This window comes from Streptomyces sp. NPDC096339 (genome assembly GCF_044762985.1).
Taxonomy (GTDB): Bacteria; Actinomycetota; Actinomycetes; order Streptomycetales; family Streptomycetaceae; genus Streptomyces.
This window is the reverse complement of the sequence record NZ_JBIWFI010000043.1, coordinates 1-15,321: the sequence shown is the minus strand read 5'-3', so window position 1 is coordinate 15,321 and position 15,321 is coordinate 1. Positions and strand designations below refer to the sequence as shown.

Annotated in this window: 17 protein-coding genes; 4 read left to right on the top strand and 13 right to left on the bottom strand. The window is 69.0% G+C overall.

Annotated features, from left to right (window positions below; all coding sequences use genetic code 11):
- The first annotated feature begins 124 nt into the window (after positions 1-124).
- The gene (locus tag ACIQ5Y_RS34950; protein ID WP_403890051.1) at positions 125-1,315 is read left to right on the top strand and encodes an acyl-CoA dehydrogenase family protein; all 1,191 of its coding nucleotides are present in this window, start codon (positions 125-127) and stop codon (positions 1,313-1,315) included.
- A 177-nt stretch (positions 1,316-1,492) separates the two neighbouring features.
- On the opposite strand, the gene ACIQ5Y_RS34945 is transcribed toward ACIQ5Y_RS34950, so the two are convergent.
- Both ACIQ5Y_RS34945 and ACIQ5Y_RS34940 read right to left on the bottom strand, forming a co-directional pair.
- Positions 1,493-2,038 carry a hypothetical protein gene (locus ACIQ5Y_RS34945; protein WP_403889892.1) on the bottom strand — a complete coding sequence of 182 codons (546 nt, stop codon included), beginning with the start codon at positions 2,036-2,038 and terminating at the stop codon, positions 1,493-1,495.
- A 32-nt stretch (positions 2,039-2,070) separates the two neighbouring features.
- Positions 2,071-2,370 (bottom strand): helix-turn-helix domain-containing protein, encoded by a 300-nt coding sequence (locus tag ACIQ5Y_RS34940; RefSeq protein ID WP_403889889.1) that lies wholly within the window; start codon positions 2,368-2,370, stop codon positions 2,071-2,073.
- 362 nt (positions 2,371-2,732) lie between these two features.
- Between ACIQ5Y_RS34940 and ACIQ5Y_RS34935 the strand changes: the two genes are divergently transcribed.
- A complete protein-coding gene (locus tag ACIQ5Y_RS34935; RefSeq protein WP_403889886.1) occupies positions 2,733-3,395 on the top strand; it encodes a phosphotransferase in 663 nt (220 codons plus the stop codon).
- Between the two features lie 193 nt (positions 3,396-3,588).
- Here the strand turns inward: ACIQ5Y_RS34935 and ACIQ5Y_RS34930 are convergent, their stop codons facing one another.
- The 7 genes from ACIQ5Y_RS34930 to ACIQ5Y_RS34900 form a co-directional block, all read right to left on the bottom strand.
- Positions 3,589-4,380: an ABC transporter permease gene (locus ACIQ5Y_RS34930; RefSeq protein ID WP_403889883.1), complete on the bottom strand. Its 792-nt coding sequence runs from the start codon at positions 4,378-4,380 to the stop codon at positions 3,589-3,591.
- Positions 4,377-5,378 (bottom strand): ATP-binding cassette domain-containing protein, encoded by a 1,002-nt coding sequence (locus ACIQ5Y_RS34925; RefSeq protein ID WP_403889880.1) that lies wholly within the window; start codon positions 5,376-5,378, stop codon positions 4,377-4,379. The genes ACIQ5Y_RS34930 and ACIQ5Y_RS34925 overlap by 4 nt, the downstream gene beginning before the upstream one ends.
- A 306-nt stretch (positions 5,379-5,684) precedes the next feature.
- Positions 5,685-6,011 (bottom strand): DUF1048 domain-containing protein, encoded by a 327-nt coding sequence (locus ACIQ5Y_RS34920; RefSeq protein WP_403889878.1) that lies wholly within the window; start codon positions 6,009-6,011, stop codon positions 5,685-5,687.
- A gap of 1 nt (position 6,012) precedes the next feature.
- Positions 6,013-6,369: a DUF1048 domain-containing protein gene (locus tag ACIQ5Y_RS34915; protein ID WP_403889875.1), complete on the bottom strand. Its 357-nt coding sequence runs from the start codon at positions 6,367-6,369 to the stop codon at positions 6,013-6,015.
- Positions 6,366-6,692, bottom strand: coding sequence for a PadR family transcriptional regulator (locus ACIQ5Y_RS34910; protein ID WP_403889872.1), 327 nt, complete (start codon positions 6,690-6,692; stop codon positions 6,366-6,368). The genes ACIQ5Y_RS34915 and ACIQ5Y_RS34910 overlap by 4 nt, the downstream gene beginning before the upstream one ends.
- A 241-nt stretch (positions 6,693-6,933) precedes the next feature.
- Positions 6,934-7,440, bottom strand: a complete 507-nt coding sequence (locus ACIQ5Y_RS34905) for a hypothetical protein (RefSeq protein ID WP_403889869.1) — start codon at positions 7,438-7,440, stop codon at positions 6,934-6,936.
- Positions 7,441-7,575: 135 nt separating this feature from the next.
- The gene (locus ACIQ5Y_RS34900; RefSeq protein ID WP_403889866.1) at positions 7,576-7,665 is read right to left on the bottom strand and encodes a potassium-transporting ATPase subunit F; all 90 of its coding nucleotides are present in this window, start codon (positions 7,663-7,665) and stop codon (positions 7,576-7,578) included.
- A gap of 505 nt (positions 7,666-8,170) precedes the next feature.
- Between ACIQ5Y_RS34900 and ACIQ5Y_RS34895 the strand changes: the two genes are divergently transcribed.
- Positions 8,171-8,857, top strand: a complete 687-nt coding sequence (locus ACIQ5Y_RS34895; RefSeq protein WP_403890048.1) for a response regulator transcription factor — start codon at positions 8,171-8,173, stop codon at positions 8,855-8,857.
- A 388-nt stretch (positions 8,858-9,245) separates the two neighbouring features.
- A complete protein-coding gene (locus tag ACIQ5Y_RS34890; protein ID WP_403889863.1) occupies positions 9,246-10,229 on the top strand; it encodes a hypothetical protein in 984 nt (327 codons plus the stop codon).
- 125 nt (positions 10,230-10,354) lie between these two features.
- Here the strand turns inward: ACIQ5Y_RS34890 and ACIQ5Y_RS34885 are convergent, their stop codons facing one another.
- The 4 genes from ACIQ5Y_RS34885 to ACIQ5Y_RS34870 all read right to left on the bottom strand — a co-directional run bounded on the left by ACIQ5Y_RS34885 (position 10,355) and on the right by ACIQ5Y_RS34870 (position 15,158).
- Complete coding sequence (locus ACIQ5Y_RS34885; protein WP_393830707.1) at positions 10,355-10,429, bottom strand: 50S ribosomal protein bL37; 75 nt, start codon at positions 10,427-10,429, stop codon at positions 10,355-10,357.
- 17 nt (positions 10,430-10,446) lie between these two features.
- On the bottom strand, positions 10,447-11,253 hold the full coding sequence (locus tag ACIQ5Y_RS34880; protein ID WP_403889860.1) for an SDR family NAD(P)-dependent oxidoreductase: 807 nt from the start codon (positions 11,251-11,253) through the stop codon (positions 10,447-10,449).
- Between the two features lie 631 nt (positions 11,254-11,884).
- The gene (locus ACIQ5Y_RS34875; RefSeq protein WP_403889857.1) at positions 11,885-14,428 is read right to left on the bottom strand and encodes an ATP-binding protein; all 2,544 of its coding nucleotides are present in this window, start codon (positions 14,426-14,428) and stop codon (positions 11,885-11,887) included.
- A gap of 40 nt (positions 14,429-14,468) precedes the next feature.
- On the bottom strand, positions 14,469-15,158 hold the full coding sequence (locus tag ACIQ5Y_RS34870; protein ID WP_403889854.1) for a response regulator: 690 nt from the start codon (positions 15,156-15,158) through the stop codon (positions 14,469-14,471).
- Between the last annotated feature and the right edge of the window lie 163 nt (positions 15,159-15,321).

The window sequence follows — 15,321 nt, the reverse complement described above, 5'->3', positions numbered from 1 at the left end:
GGGTCCCGCCGAACCGCCGACCCCTTCAGGCCCCTTCCGATTTTTTGGAACGGGTTCTAGTCTGACCGCCGCCATCACCACCGCCGCAGCGAACCGGCTGGACCGCGAGACTCCCGGAGGGGCCGTGCACCTCGAATACACGCCTGAGCAGCAGCAGTTGCGCACCGAGCTGCGCGCCTACTTCGCCGAGCTGGTCCCCGAGGACGTCTACTCCCGTTACGAGGACCCCGCCGCCCAGAAGCGGTTCTACCGGGAGACCATCCGCCGGCTCGGCGCGGACGGCTGGCTCGGGGTCGGCTGGCCCGAGGAGTACGGCGGCCGCGGCATGACCCCGATGGACCAGTTCATCTTCTTCGACGAGGCCGCGCAGGCCGTCGTACCGCTGCCCCTGATGGCGCTCAACACCGTCGGCCCCACCATCATGCAGTTCGGCACCGACGAGCAGAAGGCGTACTTCCTGCCGAAGATCCTCGCGGGCGAGATCGACTTCGCCATCGGCTACAGCGAACCCGACGCCGGTACCGACCTCGCCGCGCTCAAGTGCAAGGCGGTCCGCGAGGGCGACGAGGAGACCGGCACCTACGTGGTCAACGGCCAGAAGATCTGGACCACCAACGGCGACACCGCCGACTGGGTCTGGCTCGCCGTCCGGACCGACCCGGACGCTCCCGCCCACAAGGGCATCACCATGCTCCTCGTGCCCACCTCGGACCCGGGGTACTCCTGCACCCTCATCAACACCCTCGCCTCGCACGACACCACGGCCAGCTACTACGAGGACATCCGCGTCCCCGCGAGCCGCCGCGTCGGGCAGGAGAACAAGGGCTGGCGGCTGATCACCAACCAGCTCAACCACGAGCGGGTCACCCTCGCCGCCCACGGCACCATGGCCATCCGCGCCCTCCACGACGTCCAGCGCTGGGCCGCCGCGACCAAGCTCGCCGACGGCCGCCGCGTCATCGACCTGAACTGGGTCCGCGGCCGCCTCGCCCGTACCCACGCCCGCCTCGACGCGATGAAGCTCCTCAACTGGCAGATGGTCAGCGCGGTCGAGGAGGGCACGCTCACCCCGCAGGACGCCTCCGCCGTCAAGGTGTACGGCTCGGAGGCGCGCAGGGACGCGTACGCCTGGCTCATGGAGGTCGTCGGCGCGGCGGGCTCCCTCAAGGACGGCTCGGCCGGCGCGGTACTGCACGGCGAACTGGAACGCGGCTACCGCAGCGCCGTCATCTTCACCTTCGGAGGCGGCAACAACGAGATCCAGCGCGAGATCATCTCCTGGATCGGCCTCGGCATGCCCCGCGTACGCCGTTAGGGCGAGTGTGACGAGGCCTTTTGGTTGGCACTCGGGCGAGATGGCCGACACCGACGTCGGAGTGCGTGAGCGTTGCCTCCGGCATGAGGCAGGGCGGTGACGTGTGAAGAGCCAAGGTGCTCTCCGCACGTCACCTGGGCCGCGATCACGCTCACCACGCGACCACCGACCGCGACCTCAGGCCGGGACGGGCTCATCGCGTCCACCCGTGGGGTCGGGCACCGACGAGTCGTGGTCCTCGTCGTCGTCGCAGTACGGACACCACGGTGCGAGGCGGTTGTGCGTCCGGAGCATCCATACGGTGGCCAGGTTGAAGACGAGCCCCAGACTGAGGCACACGTCCGCGAAGGCCTCCGCGCCGTCGATCCCGAGCAGTACGTACATGGGGGCGCAGCCCAGCACCCAGAGGCAGACCGCGGCGGTGGCCGCGAGGTGGCGCAGGTTCGTCGCGTGGATGCTGTGGAACGCCCGCAACGCCCACTTCGAGAGGCGCTGACTCTGAGCGGACTCCGCCGGGTTGAGGGGCATCGCCTTGATGCATTCCTCGCAGAGCGGCCCGCTCCAGTGTCGGACCTGCATGAGCATCGAGATGCTCATGAACACGATGCCGAACAGGCCGGCAGCCAACCCGAAGAGGGTGTACGTGGAGGTCACCGCGAGAGAGCAGATCACCACGGCGGCGGTGAACACCTGCAGAAAGTCGCCGTAGTGGCGATGCCGCATTCCCAAGGCTCGTCGACGCCATCCGACCATGATCACATCACCTTGTCCGTTCTCCGGGATGTCGAATCCCCGGCGATGCGGTCCGTGTCGCGGGGCACGAGAGACACCACGAGGTCGGCCCCCATCGCCTCCGCGACCCTGCGCAGTACATCCAGACTCGGAAGACTCTTCGCCGCTTCCAATCGCGAGACGTGCGGCTGCCTCATCCCGGCGGTCTCCGCCAGCCGGCGTTGCGACCATCCAAGGCTCGTCCGGCGGTCATGCACGGCCTGAGCGATCTGATACGCGAGATCCCGCTCTTTGAGCTCGTCATCCTCTGACTCCCTGACCATACCGCCAATGGTATACATACCTCAAGCGGTATGCGAGGTGGTGCTCGGGAATCAGAAGCAGGTTCTCGTCAAGGCCTCATCAAGGGGTCGTCAGAGCCCTTGAGCGCTCGGCCGCAGGTCAGTTGGATGGATCTCGTGAACACCGGATCGCGCCACGAAGACCGGCCGCCGCATACGGTCGCGCCGGGGAAGCGCCCTGTTCACCTGCGTGTCTCCTTCGCCATCGTGGCGGGTTCGGAGTACGCCCGGATGCTCTACCCCGACATCATGCGACTCGGCCGCACACGCCGATCCCGTGCGCTCTGGCATCCTGCCGGAGGCTGCCTGGCACCACCCGGTCCGGTCGAGCTAGGTTCTTCGGCATGAAGATCGGCGAGTTGGTGGGGGCCGGACGGACGGCGGATGTGTTCGCGCTGGACGACGGCAGGGTGCTGCGTCGTTATCGGGGCGGTGATGACGCCACAGGTGAGGTCGCCGTGATGGCATACCTGGCGGAGCGCGGGTTTCCAGTTCCCGCCGTCTGGCCGGGGATGGCCCCAGGTGAGCTGGTGATGGAGCGGCTGTCCGGAATGACCATGGTGGAGGCCCTGATCAGCGGTGCGATCACGGCCGAAGGGTCCGGCGAGATGCTGGCGGAGCTGCTGCGGCGTCTGCATGCGATCCCGGCGCGCCTTTCCGCCGACCCTGGGCACCGGGTCCTGCACCTGGACTTCCATCCCGAGAACGTCGTACTGACACCGCAAGGACCGATGGTGATCGACTGGGCCACGGCGGCGGAGGGTCCGCCCGGCCTGGACTCGGCGATGGCCGCGCTGATCCTGGCCCAGGCCGCCCTCACCATGCCTGCCGTCGCCGTTGTCGCCCGCGCCGTGCTGGCCTCGCTGCTGCGGCATCTCGGCGGTATCGAAGAGACGCACCTTGAGGAGGCCAGGATGCGGCGGGCCGCCAATCCGACGCTGAGTCCGCAGGAGGTCGGCCGTCTCGACGAGGCGGTGGCTCTGATCGCCGAGACGGCTGGTTCCTGAGTCGGGGCCCGCCCGGGGCCCCCGTGGCTTGGGTGAAGCGGCGCCTGCCCTGGTCGACGCCGGTGACCGTGCCGTCGGCGGCGCGGGTGAAACAGCCGCGCTGTCGCCGGACACGCGTCGGCTGACAGGCGGTGGACGCCGACTGGCGGAGTTCCGCTGAGGAACGGCCTGTACCCCATGGCCGTCGTCATGGCTACTTCGGGTCGCGGTTGAACTGTGTCGTCGACCAGCGGTAGCCGAGTGCGATCAGGCCGACGCACCAGGCGATCGTGATCCAGCCGTTGTTGCCGATTTCGGTGCCGAGGAGGAGGCCGCGGAGGGTCTCGATGGCGGGGGTGAAGGGCTGGTACTCGGCGATCGGCCGGAACCAGCCCGGCATCGTTTCGGCCGGGATGAAGGCGCTGGAGATGAGCGGCAGGAGGATCAGCGGCATGGCCATGTTGCCGGCCGCCTCGGGGTTCGGACTGGCCGCGCCCATGCCGACCGCGATCCAGGTGAGGGCCAGGGCGAACAGCGTGACCAGCCCGAACGCCGCGATCCACTCCAGTGCCGTGGCGTCCGTGGACCGGAAGCCCATGGCCACCCCGACGGCGGCGACGAGGACCACGCTCATCACGCACTGCACCACACCGCCGACGACATGTCCGACGAGCAGAGAGCCTCGGTAGATCGCCATCGTGCGGAAGCGGGCGGTGAGCCCCTCGGTCATGTCCGTGCAGACGGACACCGCGGCGCCGATCACGGTGCTGCCGACGGTCATCAGCAGCAGGCCGGGGACGATGTAGGCGATGTAGGCGGAGCGGTCCGCGCCGCCGCCACCGATGCCTGCGCTCATCACGTCGCCGAAGATGTAGACGAAGAGCAGCAGCATCATGATCGGCGTGAGCAGCAGGTTCAGCGTGCCGGACGGGTAGCGCCAGGCGTGCAGGAGGTTGCGGCGCAGCATCGTGTTCGAGTCGCGCACGGCGAGGGCGAGGGAGCTCATCGGGAGGTCTCCTTGGGCTGGTTGGGGACGTTGGCGGGGCCGGTCAGCGCGAAGAACACGTCGTCGAGGTCGGGGGTGTGGACGGTCAGTTCGTCCGCCTCGATGCCCGCCGAGTCGAGCCAGTCGAGAATGGAGCGCAGTTCGCGCTGACTGCCGTCGCTGGGGATGGACAGAGACAGTGCCTCGTCGTCCCGGGTGACCTCGCGCAGGGCGTCGGCGGCGGACTGGTATGCGGCCGGGTCGGTGAAGCGGAGCCGGACGTGCCCGCCCGGGACGAGCCGCTTGAGTTCTTCGGCGGTGCCTTCGGCGGCGATCTTCCCGTCGTTCAACACGGCGATGCGGTCGGCGAGTTCGTCGGCTTCCTCCAGGTACTGGGTGGTGAGGAAGACGGTCACGCCGTCGGAGACCAGGCCGCGGATGATGTCCCACATGTTGTGGCGGGAGCGCGGGTCGAGGCCGGTGGTCGGCTCGTCGAGGAAGATGATCCGCGGGCTGCCGACCAGCGTCATCGCGATGTCCAGGCGGCGCTTCATGCCGCCGGAGTAGGTGGAGGCGGGCTTCTTCGAGGCCTCGACCAGGTCGAACCGTTCCAGCAACTCGGCGGTGATCCGGCGTCCTTCGCGCTTGGACAGGTGGTGCAGGTCGGCCATGAGGAGCATGTTCTCCTCGCCGGTGATCAGGCCGTCGACGGCGGAGAACTGTCCGGTGACACCGATCGCGGCGCGCACCGCCTGCGGGTCGGTGGCCAGGCTGTGTCCGCCGACGTGCAGGTCACCTGCGTCGGCGGTGATGAGCGTGGACAGGATCTTGACGGCGGTGGTCTTGCCGGCGCCGTTCGGGCCGAGCAGCGCGAACACGGACCCGGCCGGGATGTGCAGATCGATGCCGTCGAGGACGAGCTTGTCGCCGTACGACTTGCGCAGCCCGACGGCCAAGACGGCGGCCGGTGACGGAAGACCGTCACCACGACTGGATGTGTGCATGACAGATGAGCGCATGGCGGCTTCCTCTCGGAGGCTGGAGATGCAGCGGATGGAAGATTTCGGAACCCGGATCGAGTGACGGTCCGTAGCGCACGTCAGTCGTGTCGCTTCGGGGAATGGTGTCGAGCGGTCCGCCGCAGGGGACCTGCTCGCCGGGTGCATGGGCGGGACTGGGGCAGGCGGCGCCGGCCTGCTCGACCGCTTCGGTGGACAGGATGTGTCACGGCTTCCGGTGGCCCGCCCGCGCCCGTTCGCACTGCGCCGAGGCGAACGAAGGGCGCGCGCGGGCCACTGCACGCACTGGTGTGGGGGAGGTTGCTGCTACTTCGCGGCCGTGCCGGATTCCCTGCTGATGGACTCCTGATAGGCGTCCGCGTAGGTGCGCGAGTCCTTGATCAGGTCGTCGCAGAACGCGGCGACGTCCGACCCGATGAGCTCCAAGACCCCCTTGCCCGAGGCGACGCCTTCCTCGAAGAAGTCGACGATCCCGGGGAGCAGTGGCCCGTCATGCAGATCGATCGGTCCGACCTTGAACAGGTACTTCTGCATCTCCTTGTAGACGATCTGGTAGTCCGGAGGCAGCGCCTTGACCCGGGCCTTGTGTGCCCGCCACTGCTTCTTGCCCTCGATGATGTCCTGGATGCTCACGTCAGCCTCCCAGTCGGTTCAGTTTCCTGGCGACGTTCCTGTTCAACTGCTCGCGCCACCGGTCGCGGTAGGTTCGAGCCCCTTCTCCGCCGGCCAGAGCCGTGCAGAAGCCGCGGACGTCGTCGCCGAGGACCTCCTGAACGCTCTGCCCGTCAGCGGCTGTTTCCTCGAGCAGTCCCAGGGCGGCGTCGAGGATCGGCATCAGGTTGCGGCCGGTGAAGTCCCCGTGGGGGAGGAGGTGGCCCTTGATCTGTTCCCACGCCGCCCGGTAGTCGCCCGGCAGGGCCTCGGCCCGGGCTTCGAACGCTCTCCATTCCCTGGTGAGATCGCTGCCCGTGATGGTCTCCCAGAAGTTCATCCCTGGCCCTCCCTGAGCCTGTCGATGCGTGATGAGACGTACTGCCACTTCGTCCAGAACTTCGCGAGTTCCTCGCGTCCGGCGTCGTTGAGCGCGTAGAACTTGCGCGGCGGGCCGACCCCGGACGGTCGTTTCGTCACCTGGACGAGCTTGTTCCTCTCCAGTCGCAGCAAGATGGTGTACACCGTCCCCTCGACGACGTCGACGAAGCCCAGCTCGTTCAGCCGGCGAGTGATGGCGTATCCGTAGGTTTCCTCGCTGCCGATGATTTCGAGCACGCACCCTTCGAGCGTGCCCTTCAACATCTCTGTCAGGTCGTCCATCGCGAGCCCTCCCTGCTTTCAGAGGTACTGCGTAGTACCGAGTACCACTATACGGTACCACTGAGTAGTGGGGGTGTCGACGCATCAGCCCTGTCTTCTGCGGGCTTGAAAAGCGGAGCTCGGGCCGGTCCGAGACGCCACAGGGGGTGATCTCGCCCGCCAGGGCCCGGCGCAGGGGGTCCACACGGCTGTGCTCGGCGCTCCGGCCGGCGGCGGTGTGGTCAGTGACCGGCGGAGGGGGTCATTCCAGGCCGGAGACCTTGAAAACCGTCTGGGCCGTCTCGCGGTCGATGCGCTCCGACAGCTCGCGCAGGACGGTCGGGTCGCTCAGCAGGGTGCCGCGCTGGATCGAGGTGCGGGCGTCCACGTCGAGCCGGTGCCACATCGCGGGGTTCCGGACCAGGACGGTCGGGTCGATCTCGACCCGGCTGCCCTCGATGTCCCGGAGCACCATCCGCTGCGCCACGCCGTCGTACCACCGGACCGAGACGAGGGCGTCGGTACGGACGCTGCCCTGTGCGAGCAGACCGCGGGTGCTGAGCCTGCCGGGCCCGACCGAGACCCGGGGTGGCAGCAGGATCACGAAGAGCAGGCCGGCCAGGCCGGTCCAGATGAGGCCGCGCGGCACGTCGAGCTCGCCGAGGCCCGCGTCCATACTGAACAGGGCCGTGAACAGGAGGAACGCGACACCGATCGCCGAGCGCCGCTCACCGACCCAGTGGGTGTCATGAGTGAAACGTCGTTCCATGAGGGCGACGTTAGAGCGAGAAGAGACCTCGGAACCGGACCCTGACGTCTTGCTGATGTGTCGGCTACGGGATCTTGATGGGCGACAGGCTGCCCCGGCACGGTCACCGGGATCGTCTCGTCCTTGGCCGTCATGTCAGAACTTCTTGGGGAACAACAACGCCAGAACCAGATACCCCACGATGCAGACCGCGATGACGATGCCTACGACATTCTCCGTGCTCAACGGACCCCGACTCCTTGATGCGCACTCGACCTCACCAGCGAACAACATCGAGTACATGAACCGAAACGGCCCTTACGCACTCCTGACGCCACTCGGCCGGGACTTTGACGGTGTATTGACGCCCGCTCCATCGCCAGGGTGAAGGCGGTGTGCCGGGAAGTCTGGTCGGCGTTCGGACATCGAAGCCGTCCCCGACGTAGTGGCCGACCGCTTGCGGCGCAGCCTCCAGGCCTGGCTCGACCTGGGGGGCTGAGGCCGTCAGCGGTGCGTCAAGAAGGAGCCGGGCGCCGTCAGAGAGGCGTCAAGGTGGTCAACCGGCGGCCCGGGGCGATCGCAGAATGGCGGGCAGGGGGAAGCGGGCCGTTTCCCGTCGATGCGAGGTCGGGGGAGCGTGACGATCACCGCCCGCCGAGGCCCCGCCCGGTCCGGACCGCGGGGGGTCGGACCGGTGCCGGTACGCATCACGGGGCGGCTCGCCCACGACGGACAGGAAGGCGGCATGCCGATGACCCGGGTGCTGGTGGTGGACGACGAACCGCAGCTGGTGCGGTCGGTGGTCATCAGTCTCAAGGCGCGCACGTACGAAGTGGATTCCGCGCCCGACGGCGTCACCGCCCTGCGGGCCGCCGCGGACCACCGTCCGGACGTGGTCCTGCTCGACCTCGGGCTGCCCGACATGGACGGCGTGGACGTGATCAGGCAACTGCGCAGTCGATCGCAGGTCCCCATCCTGGTCGTCTCGGCCCGCCACGACTCCGGCGAGAAGGTCCGGGCCCTGGACGCCGGCGCCGACGACTACATCACCAAGCCCTTCAGCATGAACGAACTGCTGGCCCGGCTCGGAGCCGTCACCCGTCGGACCCTGGGACAGCCTGAGACCGCTCAGGGGGACACGCCGGTCCAGACGGAGGGGTTCACCATCGACCTCCTCGCGAAGAAGGCCAGACGGGGTGGTGAGAACATCCGGCTCACGCCGACGGAGTGGAACCTGCTGGAGGTCCTGATCCGCAACCGCGGCCGGCTCGTCGGGCAACCGCAATTGCTGCGGGAGGTGTGGGGCTCCTCGTACCGGACGCAGACCAACTACCTGCGGGTGTACATGGCGCACCTCAGGCGGAAGCTGGAACCGGACCCGTCCCAGCCACGCCATCTGATCACCGTCCCCGGCATGGGCTACCGCTTCGACGCGTGAGGGAAGGCCGCGTGGCGCGTGCCGAGCCTCACCCCGCTGCCGTTGCCGCGGGCGCGGCACTCACCGGTGTTCAGCCGGGGAGGGCGTCCGGACGGTGTCCGTGGGAGCGGACGGCCTTGCGGACATGGGGCAGGGTGATCCGGGTGGCGGCGGCGCGTGGAACGTGGTGCCCTCGTTTGCTCGACGCATGTGCAGTTGCCATGCCTATGATCACAAGAAGGTCAAGGGGGAGGACGGGGCATGCCGGGGGAGTTCGACAGTGAGTGGGGCGCGTTACGCGCACGCGCCGCCGATCAGCGGGTGGACATGCGGTTGAACGGCACAGGTGGTCCCGCAGGGTGACCAGTTCCGGCCGATCGGTCAGTCGAAGCTCGGCGGGGAGTAGAACATGATGACCACACCACCGCGGCGGGCCGCCAAGTTCCCACGCAGGGCGCTCGCCGCTGCCGTTACCGCCGTGGCCGTACTGGGCGGTCTGCATCTGTGGCTGAACACGAACACGTTCGGCGCCTCCACCCTCTGCGGGGGTGTGGTGTCGGCCCATGACGCTGAAGCCGTACTCACCGGCACGGGCCGAATCACCAGCCGTCCAGGTGCGCTGAGCAGCGCGGACGACGGCAGGACCCGGTTCGACTGTGTCATCGAGCGCAGCGCCGCGGCGCAGCCGGGCTCCGACACGCAGGTGCTCTTCGTCCGGGGAACGAGTGAACGCGGTGACTTCGCCTTCACGGGCGGCGGCCGGCCCGACGCCTCGACGGTGTCGTTCTTCCCGGGCGGCGGCGTTGCCTCCGGCCGTGCCTGGGTCCAGCTCCCGGCGGCCTGTACGGTCAACGAGGCGGGTCTGGTGTGGGGAAACGCTGCGGAGACCGCGGACTCCGAGAAGTTGGTCCGCTTGCTGACCAGCACCGCGAACCGGATCAGCGCCCGGGCGGGCTGTACCCCGCCCGCGCCGCTGTCGGCCCCCGACCGCATCGCCCCGGCGGCGGAGCAGCGCCTGGCCGCCGCGGGCAGCGTGTGCGGCATGCCCGGCTTCACACTCCCTGCCGTACTGAGGGAAACCGTCCAGGACTCAGGTGCCACCTGGAGCTGCCGAACGGCGACCGGCGAGGGTGCGAAACAGACTTACGCCACCTTCTCCGCGACCCAGGACCCCGCCGTCATCTCAGGAATACGCAAGTCGAAGGGGTTCACGGGGCAGGGCTTCGACGCCACCCACACGCTCTCCGATTGTTCGGGCACGCCCACGTACTTCGCCATGCAGACCGGCTTCTCGTACACCGAATCCCTCGGCGCCGGCGCACCCGCTCCCCAAGAGCTGTTCACCGCCTTCACCAAGGCGGCCGCGGCCAAGTTCGGCTGCGCCAAACCGTAACAGCCCGCAGACGGCGAGGTTTTCCCCCAGAGGGGCCAATACGGGTGCACGGGACTCCGAGAAGTGGTGCGCATGGAGGCGGGGCGGCCCTTCCAGGAAGGCCGCCCCGTCGGGTGTGCGGAGGGCTACTGGCCGGGCTTGCGGCCGTGGTTGGCGCCCTTCTTGCGGCGGGCCCTCTTCTTGCGTGCGCGCTTGGACATGGCGGTGGTGGTTCCCTTCAGGCGGTCTGGCCGACGAGGAGGTCGGCGAGCTTGTTGAGGCGCTTGACGGTGCGGTCCTCGGTGGCGGCCGGGGCCGGGGCGACGCGCTCGGAGCGGTCGTAGTAGGCGCCGTTGACGATCTCGGTGGCCGGGTCGCAGAGCCGCACGACGTGGCCGGCGCCCTCGGCGGCGGACGCGCCCTCGTGTCCGTAGAGCGGGAGCAGGCCGGTGTCGCAGATGCCGGGATGGATGGAGACGGCCGTCACGCGCGGGTCGGACGCGAAGACGGTCAGGGCGAGCTGCGACTGCGCGTAGGCGGCGAGCCGTGAGTAGCGGCGCTCCCGGTTCGGGTCGCTCCACTGGATCGCGCCGGTGCGGTGGAGGGAGGAGGACACGTTGACGACGCGGCCGCCCGGCTCGGTGGTGAGGGCCGGCTCCAGGAGGTTCGTCAGGAGGTAGTGGGCGAGGAAGTTGACCTGGAAGGCGATCTCGTTGCCGTCCACGGTGAGGGTGTGGCGCTCGGGGGCGGCGATGGCCGCATTGTTGACGAGCACGTCGAGACGCGGGTACTCGCGGACGACCGCGTGGGCCAGGTTCTCGACCTCTTCCAGCCGGGCGAAGTCGGCGGCGAGCGGCCGTACCGACGCGGTATTGACACCGGCGGTCGCGATGAGCCGGTCGACGGCGGCCTGCGCCTCTTCGGCGGTACGGCCGTGGACGAGGACTGCGGCGCCGCGTTCGGCGAGCCGGCGGGAGGTCTCGTAGCCGATGCCAGAGGTGGCGCCGGTGACGAGAACGGTACGTCCGGACAGGGACGAAGGCATGTCTGATTCCCGGATACGGGCATGGCCGACATGCCCGGGACCCCGGCGGAAGGGCTGGGGTGTGGGCTCAGGCCATGCGGTGAAGGTGGTGAGGGTGAGGACGCGTACGGATCCGCGGCCGAGGTCCGTCAGGACGCCGGCGCACCGTACGGGAGTGACGCGCGGCCGAGGTCAGATGGCCGGGCGGACAGCGGGCGCCGTCGGCCGCACCCGATGGGGTGGCCGATCGTCGTAGCGCGGACCGCTGTTCATGAGGACGATCCCATCGCATGGGGGGAGGCGCAGGCAAGTCCTTCCGCACTCCTTGACGGCCTTCTGATGTCGCACATCAGGGCCGCGTCAAAGATCGGCTTCCGAGTGGAAGGAACCCGTCAAGGAGTGCTGCCGGGGCCTCGGTTCGGCGTGAGACTGGTGTGGCGGCGGTACGGGAAGACGGTCCCGCGGCGCGCGGCCGAAGGCGGTGACCTGAACACCGGCCGGAGGTAGGCAAGGTCCGGCTCGTGGGGGGTTCGGACCGATGGCGAGCGCGTGCCGGGTCAGGCGTCGCACAACACACGAGCCGTCCGGCTCTCCGGTGTGGGTTACCGGGGCCGGACGGCTCATGTGGTTCCGGGCCGAAGCCCGTGAGATGTCAGGTGACGGCGGAAGTCGGCAGCTCCGCGGAGACCGGTGGACTACCGCCCGCCATCGGCAGGGTGATGACCATGGTGAGGCCGCCGCCCGGTGTGTCCTCCGCGGTGAGGGTGCCGCCTATGGCCTCCGTGAAGCCCCGGGCCACGGCGAGCCCGAGACCCACTCCCGCACCGCGCGGGGCATCGCCGTGGCGCTGGAAGGGCTCGAAGATCCGTTCCTTGGCCTCGTCGGGGACTCCGGGGCCGCGGTCGACGACGCGGAGCTCGACGCGGTCGCGCAGGGCGCTGGCCGAGACCAGGACGGGCTGTCCGTCGGGGCTGTACTTGACCGCGTTCTCGACGATGTTGGCGACGGCACGCTCCAGCAGGCCCCGGTCGACGGCGATCATGGGGAGCGTCTCGGGGATGTCGAGTTCGACGCTGTCCTCCGGTACGCCGCCCAGGGCCATCGGCACGACCTCGTCGAGGTCGGTCTCGCGCATGAGCGGGACGACGGTGCCGGTGTTGAGGCGGGACATGTCGAGGAGGTTGCCGATCAGGGCGGCGAGGCGGTCGGCGCCGTCCTCGATGCCTTCGAGCAGTTCGGCCTTGTCCTCCTCCGACCATTCGACGTCGTCGGAGCGCAGGGAGGAGACGGAGGCCTTGATGCCGGCGAGCGGGGTGCGCAGGTCGTGGCTGACGGCGGCGAGCAGGGCGGTACGGATGCGGTTGGCCTCGGCGAGTTCGCGCGACTTCTCGGCTTCGTCGACGAGGCGCTGGCGGTCGAGTACGACGGCCGCCTGGGCCGCGAACGCGCCCAGTACGCGCCGGTCTTCGGCCGGGAGCACCCTGCCGGTCAGCGCGAGCGCCAGGTTCTCGCCCATGGGCAGGTCGACGTCGGCGTCCTCGGGGCGGGTCACGGGGTACGTGCCGACGGACGCGGCCGTGGTCCAGGGGGCGACTTCGCTGGTGCGTTCGAGCAGGACGACGGACTGCATGGCGAAGGTCTCGCGCAGGCGTTCCAGGAGGGCGTCGAGGGAGTTCTCGCCGCGCAGGACGCTGCTGGCGAGGAAGGAGAGGATCTCGGATTCGGCACGCAGCCGCGCTGCCTGGTGCGTGCGCCGGGCGGCGAGGTCGACCACGGACGCCACGGACACGGCCACCCCCACGAAGATCGCGATGGCCACGATGTTCTTGGGGTCGGAGATGGTGAACTCGTGCAGCGGCGGGGTGAAGTAGTAGTTCAGCAGCAGCGAGCCGAAGGCCGCCGAGGCCAGGGCGGGGAGCAGACCGCCGAGCAGAGCCGCCGCCACCGTGCAGGTGAGGAAGAGCAGCATGTCGTTGGCGAGCCCGAGTTCGGGCACGAGCTGACTCAACAGCACGGTGAGCAGAGCGGGGCCGACGATGCCGGCCAGCCACCCCCAGATGATCCGGGAACGCCCAAGCCGGGTGCCCCGCGCGACGGGCAGGCCGCGCCCCTTGGCGGCCTCGTCGTGGGTGACGATGTGGACGTCGAGGTCGGGCCCGGACTCGCGGGCCACGGTGGCGCTGACGCCCGGGCTGAAGGCGTACTGCCAGGACCGGCGGCGGCTGACACCGAGGACGATCTGCGTGGCGTTGCACCCGCGGGCGAACTCCAGCAGGGCGTCCGAGATGTTGTCGCCTATGACGTGGTGGAAGGTGCCGCCGAGGTCCTCGACCAGGGTCCGCTGGACGGCGAGTTCCTTGGGGGAGGCGGAGGTGAGGCCGTCGCTGGCGGCGATGTAGACGGCGAGGACCTCGCCGCCCGCGCCCTTCTCGGCGAGCCGGGCCGCGCGCCGGATCAGGGTGCGGCCCTCCGGGCCGCCGGTCAGGCCCACGACGATGCGCTCGCGGGCCTGCCAGGTGGAGCGGATGTTGTGCTCGCCCCGGTACTCCTGGAGGTACTCGTCCACCCGGTCGGCCACCCACAGCAGCGCCAACTCACGAAGGGCGGTGAGGTTGCCCGGCCGGAAGTAGTTCGACAGCGCCGCGTCGACCTTGTCCGGCTTGTAGACGTTGCCGTGGGCCATCCGGCGGCGCAGCGCCTGCGGAGACATGTCGACCAGCTCTATCTGGTCGGCCCGGCGCGCGACTTCGTCGGGGACGGTCTCGCGCTGGCGGACCCCGGTGATCGTCTCGACGACATCGCCCAGGGATTCGAGGTGCTGGATGTTGACGGTCGAGACGACGTCGATGCCGGCCTGCAGGAGCTCCTCGACGTCCTGCCACCGCTTGGCGTTGCGCGAGCCCGGCACGTTGGTGTGCGCGAGTTCGTCGACGAGGGCGACCGCGGGACGCCGGGCGAGGATCGCGTCCACGTCCATCTCGGTGAAGGTGGAGCCCCGGTACTCGATCTCGCGCCGCTCCACGAGTTCGAGGCCGTGCAGCATCACCTCCGTACGCGGACGGTTGTGGTGTTCGACGAAGCCGACGACGCAGTCGGTGCCCCGCTCGATCCGGCGGTGCGCCTCGGAGAGCATGGCGTACGTCTTGCCGACGCCCGGCGCTGCACCGAGGTAGATGCGGAGCTTGCCGCGTCCCATGTGTTCGACTCTTCTTCTCTGCTGGTGACCGGGTGGATGATCAGGGTTCGAAGCGGTATCCCATCCCCGGTTCGGTGATCAGATAGCGGGGGTGTGACGGGTCCGCTTCCAGTTTGCGCCGCAGTTGGGCCATGTAGACCCGCAGGTAGTTGGTGTTCTCCCCGTAGGTGGGACCCCAGACCTCCAACAGGAGCCGACTCTGTGTGATCAGGCGGCCAGGGTTGGTGAGCAGGATCTCCAGCAGATGCCATTCGGTCGGGGTCAGCCGCACGGCGCGCTCCCCGCGGTGCGCCTTCTTCGCCAGGAGGTCCACGGTGAACTCGTCCGTCACGACCAGGGTGACCTTGTCGGGCCGGCCGGTCGCAGGCGCCTCCCGCCTTCTCGTTGCGGCCCGCAGGCGGGCCAGGAGCTCGTCCATGCTGAACGGCTTCGTCACGTAGTCGTCGGCCCCGGCGTCCAGGGCCCGGATCTTGTCCTCCGAGGTGTGCCGGGCCGACAGGACCAGAATGGGTACCAGGCTCCAGCCGCGGACTCCCTTGATGACCTCGATGCCGTCCATGTCGGGCAGCCCGAGGTCCAGGACGATGACGTCCGGTTTGTGCGCGGCCGCGAGTCTGAGGGCCGAGCTGCCGTCGCCGGCCTCGGCGACCTCGAACTTGCGCGCCTGGAGATTGATCTTGAGCGCGCGGACGAGCTGGGGATCGTCCTCCACCACCAGCACCCGGGTCATGGGTGTGCAGCCTTTCCTTCGTCGCGGGCACGGTAAGGAGCCGGCGGGGCGCGAAGCGTTCGCGCCCCCCCCGCCCCCCCGCCCGGGGCTGGGGGGCAAAAACACAATCTGGTAACGGCCGAGAGAGCGAATTTGAGTTATAGAAAATTTACAAATAGGAATA